The 8311-nt window shown below is 28.0% G+C and carries 11 protein-coding genes; all 11 read right to left on the reverse strand.

The window, feature by feature from the left end:
* Positions 1–126 precede the first annotated feature (126 nt).
* On the reverse strand, positions 127–579 hold the full coding sequence (locus MC378_RS14790) for a hypothetical protein (RefSeq protein ID WP_242179569.1): 453 nt from the start codon (positions 577–579) through the stop codon (positions 127–129).
* A gap of 159 nt (positions 580–738) precedes the next feature.
* Complete coding sequence (locus MC378_RS14795; protein ID WP_242179570.1) at positions 739–1380, reverse strand: hypothetical protein; 642 nt, start codon at positions 1378–1380, stop codon at positions 739–741.
* Between the two features lie 165 nt (positions 1381–1545).
* Complete coding sequence (locus MC378_RS14800) at positions 1546–2049, reverse strand: hypothetical protein (RefSeq protein ID WP_242179572.1); 504 nt, start codon at positions 2047–2049, stop codon at positions 1546–1548.
* A gap of 138 nt (positions 2050–2187) precedes the next feature.
* On the reverse strand, positions 2188–2838 hold the full coding sequence (locus tag MC378_RS14805; protein ID WP_242179574.1) for a hypothetical protein: 651 nt from the start codon (positions 2836–2838) through the stop codon (positions 2188–2190).
* Between the two features lie 155 nt (positions 2839–2993).
* Positions 2994–3494, reverse strand: coding sequence for a hypothetical protein (locus MC378_RS14810; protein ID WP_242179575.1), 501 nt, complete (start codon positions 3492–3494; stop codon positions 2994–2996).
* Positions 3495–3861: 367 nt separating this feature from the next.
* Positions 3862–4416, reverse strand: a complete 555-nt coding sequence (locus tag MC378_RS14815) for a hypothetical protein (protein WP_242179577.1) — start codon at positions 4414–4416, stop codon at positions 3862–3864.
* Between the two features lie 247 nt (positions 4417–4663).
* On the reverse strand, positions 4664–5020 hold the full coding sequence (locus MC378_RS14820) for a hypothetical protein (RefSeq protein WP_113786746.1): 357 nt from the start codon (positions 5018–5020) through the stop codon (positions 4664–4666).
* A 159-nt stretch (positions 5021–5179) separates the two neighbouring features.
* Positions 5180–5680: an ankyrin repeat domain-containing protein gene (locus tag MC378_RS14825; protein ID WP_242179578.1), complete on the reverse strand. Its 501-nt coding sequence runs from the start codon at positions 5678–5680 to the stop codon at positions 5180–5182.
* Positions 5681–5864: 184 nt separating this feature from the next.
* The gene (locus tag MC378_RS14830; protein ID WP_242179579.1) at positions 5865–6242 is read right to left on the reverse strand and encodes a hypothetical protein; all 378 of its coding nucleotides are present in this window, start codon (positions 6240–6242) and stop codon (positions 5865–5867) included.
* Between the two features lie 175 nt (positions 6243–6417).
* The gene (locus MC378_RS14835; RefSeq protein WP_242179580.1) at positions 6418–7185 is read right to left on the reverse strand and encodes a hypothetical protein; all 768 of its coding nucleotides are present in this window, start codon (positions 7183–7185) and stop codon (positions 6418–6420) included.
* A 173-nt stretch (positions 7186–7358) separates the two neighbouring features.
* Complete coding sequence (locus MC378_RS14840) at positions 7359–8159, reverse strand: hypothetical protein (protein WP_242179581.1); 801 nt, start codon at positions 8157–8159, stop codon at positions 7359–7361.
* Between the last annotated feature and the right edge of the window lie 152 nt (positions 8160–8311).

The raw sequence follows: 8311 nt of genomic DNA on the forward strand, positions 1-8311 counted from the left end.
TATGGTTTGTTGCGTGTTTCAAGCAACTAATTTAGTAAATAATTACGGACAAAGAAAGTCCGCGAGGACTTTCGTAATTAAGCAAAAAGCCAGCAATAAATTATATATGGTGTTGTAGGTAGTATTTTATCTATATCCAACTTCTTTTTCCTGATGATAAAAGTTCGTTTCAATTCCATTTGTTTTGAGAATAGAACTAATTTTTTTAGATTCATTTTCACTACAATTAAATCGTAATTTTCCGCCATTAAATTCAATTTTATAGTGAGCTGGTGTTCTAATCATATATTCATAATATGTTGCTTTTTCAATTTCAGAGAATGAAAGATTCATTTTTTTATTTCCAATAAGATTCATTGGGTATTCAATTCTAAATTCAGCTCTTTTTGAGTCAATTTTCACTCTTTTAATCCATTTTTTATTTTTCAGATTTAGAATGATTGGAAATAGAATAATTGATATTCCAAATAGTAAATATGGGTTTTCATTTCCCAAAAAGTAATTTGGTAAAACAGAAATTAATAAAGTTAAAATCAAAACTTTACCAATTCCACTTATATATTCTGGTTCAAATTCCATTTCGTTATTTTTATTACCTACAACGTTGTTGTATAAGGAAAGTTGCGGTTTTGTCAGCGAGGAATTTCCGAAGGAAATTCAGAAGTTGATAAAAATGCAACTAACTTTGATTTAGCACTAATTTAGCAATTTTTTTTATACGGTGTTAGGCACTGTTTTTTATTTTTCACCTTTTTTTCTATTATATCTTTCAATTATTTTAAATGCTTTTTTTCCCTTATTTAATATGTCATTTTGTGTTAAATAATGAATTGCAAATACAATTTGAACACCTCTGTTTTCAATATTCATTGATTTGGGATATTCCAAAATATTTGTTGCGATAAAGTTTAGATTTCCCAAACCACCTACGTCTAAAGTTTCTGCATATTTCATAAGATATCCACTGGTTTTTCCTAATTCACGAACAAATTTTATATAATTCTCATTACCACTAAAGCAAAGACTGTAGTATTCGTATTTGGGTTCGTAATCACTCCAATTTCTACATCCACTCCATATTTTTCTAAACGTACTTAATGAAATTTTCTTCAAAAGATTTTTCTGTCTTCTAAAATTTATTTTTTTTGCTATGTAAGTACCTCCTGATTTTTCAATTTTTGGAATTATTTTTTTGACACATTTTCCAAAATTCTTTCTTTTGGAATTTCCACAAAGTTCTTTTTGAAAAAAATCTGTAATAACATTTAATTCCTTGATTTCCTTAATAGAAAAATAATTTTTTAAGCTTGTTGAAATTTCCTGTCCAAATGAAACTTGACTTATAAATAGTAAAATATATAATATTATTTTTTTAGTCATAAGAGTCTCATTTTCATAATTGTGCCTAACGTTGTTGTATATGGTTTGTTGCGTGGTTTAAGCAACTAATTTAGTAAATAATTACAGACAAAGAAAATCCGCGAGGATTTTCGTAAGTAAGCAAGAAGCCAGCAATAAATTATATATGGTGTTGTACGCAGGCTTTTATTCATTCCTTATTTTTATAAATCTAATTTCATTCGATTCGTAAAGATTAAAGATGATTTTTTCGTTTCCATTTCCTCCAAATTGTGAAGCATATTCAATTAAATTTCCATTTTCGTCATAAAATTCAAATTGTCCATCAATTCCTCCTGTTTTCCAAGTTCCGCTTTTAGCAATTCCAACATTTTCCTTTCCCTTAAATTTATAAGTTCCGTCTGCAAATAAATTCAATTCAGAGTTAGTTTTTTCTTTTCCTTTTTCAACAGTTTGAATTTCATAAGTTCCAGAAAATTCCTCCATTTCACTTTTATTAAAAGATGGAACAGCAATTAAATACCAAAATGCAATTAAACCAAAACACATTATTGGTACTGTTCCAATTCCGAATGCAATTTTTTTTAGTTTTTGAGATTTCTTAAATATTCCAAATAACAATACAATTAGAGAAATTAGCAGAAATATTCCACCTGTAAAGATTAATAATATGAATAGTAAACTTTCCAACATAATGTTTTTTCAGCTTGCGTACAACGTTGTTGTATAAGCTTTGTTGCGTTGTTTAAGCAGTGAATTTAGTAAATAAAGCACGAACGGCGAAATTCCGGAGGAATTTCCCAAGTGAGCTAAAACCAGCAATAAAGTTTATACGGTGTTGCCACCAGTTATTTTTATTTCGATAATTTTCTCAATTTTTTCATTTTCAATGTTAAATTCGATATTTTTAGATTTATGAATTGGACTGTCAATTCCTTTAATTGTTTTTTCCTTAAATGTCTCTAAATTTAATACTCTAAATTTCTTTTTATATTTAGTTAAAGTATTTTTTTCCAAGTCAAATATTCCTATTTTCTGAATTTTTCCTTTAAAAAACGAATTTTCCCAAATTGGAATTGCTATTTTTAGTCCAGATTCATTCCATAATCCAGGTCCACCACAATTATTTCCAATTAGAACAGTATTTTCTCCTTTTCTATTGAGTTTGCAAATTCCGCTTATTGGCGCTCCCATTCCAATTTCATATAGGTTTGAATATTCCAAAGTAGCATTATTTTCATTTTTCAGTTTGTTAGAATTTTCATTCGGAAAATCCCAAGCATTCGGATATTTCATATTTTCTTTTGTATAACCAACTGTTAAAATTATTGAAGGTTCGTCAACTTTCAGCTCTCTTAAAATTCTGTAAGCAATATTCCTATTATCTTTTTTGATAGCATTTTCAAACTCATTCATCATTCCAGATAAATAGAGTCTTTCATTTACTGTAGTTCCTTCAAAAATTTCAGGATTATTCATTTATATGCGATTTTTTCTCTAATTGGTGCCAACGTGTTTGTGTATGGTTAGTTGCGTGGTTAAGCAACTAAGTTAACAAACATTTACGAACCCGAGAAAATTCCGCAGGAATTTTCGCAAGTAAGCACGTAAAAAGCAATTAATTATACACGGTGTTACCCAACGTTTTTTGTTTTTTCCAATGTTATTATTATTCCGTTTTCTTTAATAAATTCTATTTTTTCATTAGTAAATTCAATGGCATTTTGGATAGTCATTCTTTCGTACAAATATTTTGGAATCCGTTCAGTTTTTATTTTCAAAGAGTCAGAAGTCAGTTTTAGTATTTCGTAAGGAAATCCAAAGTCTGATTCAAAAACTATAATTTCATTTTTGTCAATCCAAAATTTTTGGTTTCCGTTACAATTCCGTTTTTCTGTTCTATTTTTATAAATTTTCAATTCTCCGTATTCATTAAATTCAAATATTGAATTCAATTCCAATTTTTCGCAATATGAAATATGTTCAAATGGTAAGAAATTCGAATTAATTACTTTCCATTTACCAATCAATTTTTCATATTGTTCAGTTTTTGGAAGTTTTTCGGGTTTTTTAGAAAAATTGCAACTTAATAAAGTCAGAATTAATATTAATATCAAAACAGGTTTTACTTTCATTTTATTGTTCTTTTTTTAATGAAAATTGTACACGAAATAATTGTTGAAATTAAAATTCCAATTGTTCCAAAAATCAACAATTTCAGCCATAAAATTACATCATGAATTCCTGCTAAAAAAATATTCAATATTGTTTCTGAAAATATAAATAAAAGTAATGTTAGAATAAAGAATATTCCTAAATGGATTAATATGATTTTCCTTCTATTCATTCAGTTTTTAATGTTGGGTAACGTTATTGTATATTGAAAGTTGCGTTTAAAGTGAACGGCTATTTTCCGAAGGAAAATGGACGTTTACAAAAAAGCGACTAGTTTTGTAAAGCACTAATTTAGCAATTTTTACTATACGGTGTTGGCAACTGGCTTTATTTCCATATTTCCCACCATTTTTTTATTCCGATTCCATTTTTTATTTGTTCTCGTTTTACTATATCTGATGTGTTAATTCCTAACGATGTTCTTGCATTAGTTGCAGTTAAATAATCTTCGTGATTTATGTAATTCCTAATTTTGTCATTTATTCGAGAATCACTGAATTCAGCCAAATAATAAAATATTAATGTTCTTGAGTATTTTTCAGTAACATTGTCAAATTCATTCAGAGCGATTTTTTTCATTTCTTCATCTCCGTTTTTAATTTTGTTTATAAAACTTGCCCAAATAATTTTCATTTCTGGACTTTTCGACAAATTCAACCTTTTTTTTAAAGATGGAAGAGAATCGGTAGATTTCATTATTGTTAATGTTTCTCCGATTAAATCATCTTCATTTTTTTCAAGCATTTCTATTAATTTCCGCTCAACTTCAGTCTTTTCATTTTCATTTAAACTCAAAACAATATGTTCATTACTAAACCCATTCCTATGTTGATAATCAGATGGAGGAATTAATTCTTTTAGTAAATTTTCAATGTTTCTCACTTCGTTTTTTTGCTTGTTGCCAACGTGTTTGTGTTATGGAAAGTTGCGTTTTTATGAACGGCAGATTTTCCGCAGGAAAATCAAAGTTTATAAAAAAGCAACAAACTTTTAGTTAAGCTAAAAATAGCAATTTTTTATACACGTTGTTAGCTTTAGTTGTGACACATTTGAGTGAGCACGTTTTATTGTTATTCCGCTTTTCAGTTCCGCAAACTTGCTCAAATTCCGCTTGAGTGATAATTCCGTTTTATTCAGTCAATTTATTATAATATGGCATTATCAATTCCTCTAATTTTTTCCGTTGTGATTTTGTCAAAGAATGTCCTTTCGGTGGATACGTTTTGGTTGGTCTAATAGCCAATTCAATTAGTAATTCTTTTATTATTTCGTTTCGGTCAATTCCGCGTGATAATATTTTGAACGTTGTGTTATTCTGAATTACTGGTCTGTCCCAATTCGAATTCTCAAAGAGTTGAGACGAAATAGAAAAAATGTGAGCAACTCCAATCCAATCATCAGGAATAATTTCGATAATCGCTTTCACATCCTTTTTCGAGATGGAATGATTTGGTTCGCTATTTATTTTTTCTGTTACAATTTTCATTTTTCGGAACAATTAAAGCTAACGGTTTTGTGTATGGTTAGTTGCGTGTTTAAGCAACTAATTTAGTAAACAAAAACGAACGCGAGAAAATTCCGAAGGAATTTTCCAAGTAGGCAATTGCCAAAGCAATTAATTATACACGTTGTTGGCATTAGTATTTTATTTCAGCAGACTTTCAATTTCGTCATTAAACCTTAAATTCCACATTTCCTTTGGCGATTTTCCGTGATTATTTTTAGTTTGAATATCAGCATTTTTTTCTAATAGCTTTTTAACTATCGAAAAATCCTCTCTTGCGTTCATAATAGCAGTCCAAATTGGTGGGTTTCCGTGAAAGTCTCTAACATTCGGATTTGCACCTTTATTTAGCAAAATTTCAATAATTCCAATTTCATTATTTTGAGAAGCGAAATGTAATGCAGAAAATCCATTTTTGTCTTGAAAATCTATATCAGCTCCTTTCTCAATGATATAGTTCAAAATAGATTCATTTCCTTTTGAAGAAGCTAATATTAAAAAAGTCCTTTTATAAGAATCGTAACAATCAATTCCGTGAGATTTCGTCAGCATATTAATTCCGTCGAAATCATTTTTTTCTACATAACTATCTATAAATTCAAGCTCTGATTCTACTTTTAAAAGTCTTCCTGCTCTTGCCATTTAGTTTCGGTTTTTATATTAATGCCAACGTGTTTTTATAAGATTTGTGCGACTGGAAAATCGGAGATTTTTCGGTGGTAGCAAATCGTTAGTTGAATGTTTGTCAGTTTGTTATTTAGTTTAAAAGTAAGCATAAATTTTATGAGGTGTTGTAAAATGTTTTTACTCATTATATTTTGTCTTTTCAATCTATTCGCACAAATTTTCCTGAATGTGAAATCACGTGTAAATTCACTCTCATTATAAATTCAAGAGTATCTTTTTTACAATTCGTAATCTCATAATAAGGTTTTCCTTGTGAAGTTAATTTTTTTTGGAATTCAGTCAGTGAATCTGTCTTTTTATCCAATGGTTTTAATTGAAAATTATTTTCTCCGATTTCCTCGATTTTATAACTCCTATTTGATTTTGAATTGATTTCTGTCAAATTCAATCCATTAACCTCAAATTCAAATTTTGGGTACTCAGTAAACATTTTATCATAAACAACTTTATATTTTCCGTTTTCAAAATTGCAATTATTCTCCGATATTTTAAATCCATAAGTAATTCCAATTGTCATTAGAATTATCATCAGTTTAGTTATGTTGAATCTTAGTTTCAATGTTTTTCGGTAATATTTTACAACGGTTTTGTATAAGATTAGTTGCGTGTTTTAAGCAACTAATTTAGCAAATACAAACCGAATAGAAAATCCGTGAGGATTTTCGTAAGTAGGCTTGTAGTAGCAATTAATTTTATACGTTGTTGGCAACTGGTTTTTTTTCATAAATTAATCTTTTTCCACAAGATTCGATTGAACCAATTCCTCTTTGAAAACACTCTGACAATAATTCAAGGTCATTCGTGTATTCCATTGCTTTTTCGAGTAATTCTTTTTCTTTGTCTGTCCAACTTTCGTAGGCTCTAAAGTGTCTTACTCTTGAGTTAATTATATATTCAGATAAATCTTCTGTTTTTAAAATTCCGATTTCGTTTATTTTGCTTTTTAGTTGGTCAATTGCTTTTTCTGTCAAATTGTTAAATTTCTCTTTTTGGAAAAAGTCAATATCTTTCCAAGGTTGTGGTTTTCTTTCTTTTTTAACTTTTCCGTGAAGTGAAAAACCGTTTTCAATTAAATAATGTTTGAAAAATTTATGTAAATCTTGTTTAGTATAGTAACCAAAATATTTTCCATATAGTTCATTTGAGTTTAGAATAGGAAATTCAAATTCCTTTGATTTTAAAAAGAAATGAGTTAAGCGACTGTAAGTCGGATTATATTCAACACTTTGAAACAGTTTAATAGCTTTGTCGGCTTCTTCTGCACTAATTTTTAATTCAGAAGGTTGAGTTTCATATTCTGTTGATTGATTAATTCTTTCCAATTCCGAAATTGCTTTTTCTAATGCTCTTATTACATCTCTTTCATTTAAAACACTATCATTTTCAATCAATTCTCCAGTTTGAGGTGAACATCCTGAAGCCAATGCTTCTAAAATTTCTATTGTTCTGTCAATTTTCATAATGTTGCTCTTAACTTGTTGCCAACGTTGTTGTGTTAAGGAAAGTTGCGTTTAAAGTGAACGGCTATTTTCCGCAGGAAAATAGGAGTTTACAAAAAAGCAACAAACTTTGGTTAAGCTAAAATTAAGCAATTTTTTTTACACGGTGTTGGCATTTCGTTTTTATTCCTATTTTAATTTGTATAAACTTTAAAAGAAGTTTCCATAATTTCCTTAATTATTGAATATTCATAATTCGCTTTTTCATCTATACTTATTGATATTAGGTAAAATCTATCTTTAAAACTATAAATTAATTCTGTATTTAAATATCTTTTTCCATTATTTAATTCGACAGATTGAATTTCATAAACTTCATTAAATTCAGAAATATCTACTTTTTTCGATTTGATTTCTGTAAAATTATTTTTAAACTCTTTTAATGTTCTATTGTATAATTCATTTACATTTTCATCGAGTTCATCTAATTTGTATGAAGTAATTACCAATTTTAAATTATAATCATTACCATCTTTACTATATTTATCTAAAACTCCATAACTTTCAGCATTTTCAACTCCAAAATAAAACCAATCACTTGGAGCAGAAATTATATATTTCTCATCTTTATCATCAAAAAGTTTCCAATTTATAGTTTTTAAATCTTTAAAATTCCATATTCCTTTTGGTTGAGAATTTTCAAATATTCCTGATGTTTTCTCAATTCCTTTTTTGTCAAAAAAACTCCATTTTCCTTGTTTATAATTTCTTTCCGAAAAACCTGTCATTAGAATTTTTTCCTTAAAAAAATATTCAACTTTAGGGAATTCTTTAAATGTATTACAACTGTCAGTTTTTATTAAATATTGTTTTAAAAATACGGATTCAATTTTTTCCGATTTACAATTGTTTTCCGGTGTTTTCTTATTTTTATTAATATTTTCTTTACAAGAGATTGTGATAAAAAGTATAATTAATAGATTTAATTTTTTCATTAATTTTTATATTTTCAAGCTGTTTTTTTTCTCCCAGAAATGAATGCCAACGTGTTTGTACAAGATTTTTTGCGGCGGTTAAGCAATAAAGTTACTAAATAAAACACTAACAAAGAAAGTCCGAGAGGACTTTCGTAAGTAAGCCTAAACAA

The sequence above is a fragment of the Polaribacter marinus genome, assembly GCF_022662535.1.
Lineage (GTDB): Bacteria > Bacteroidota > Bacteroidia > Flavobacteriales > Flavobacteriaceae > Polaribacter > Polaribacter marinus.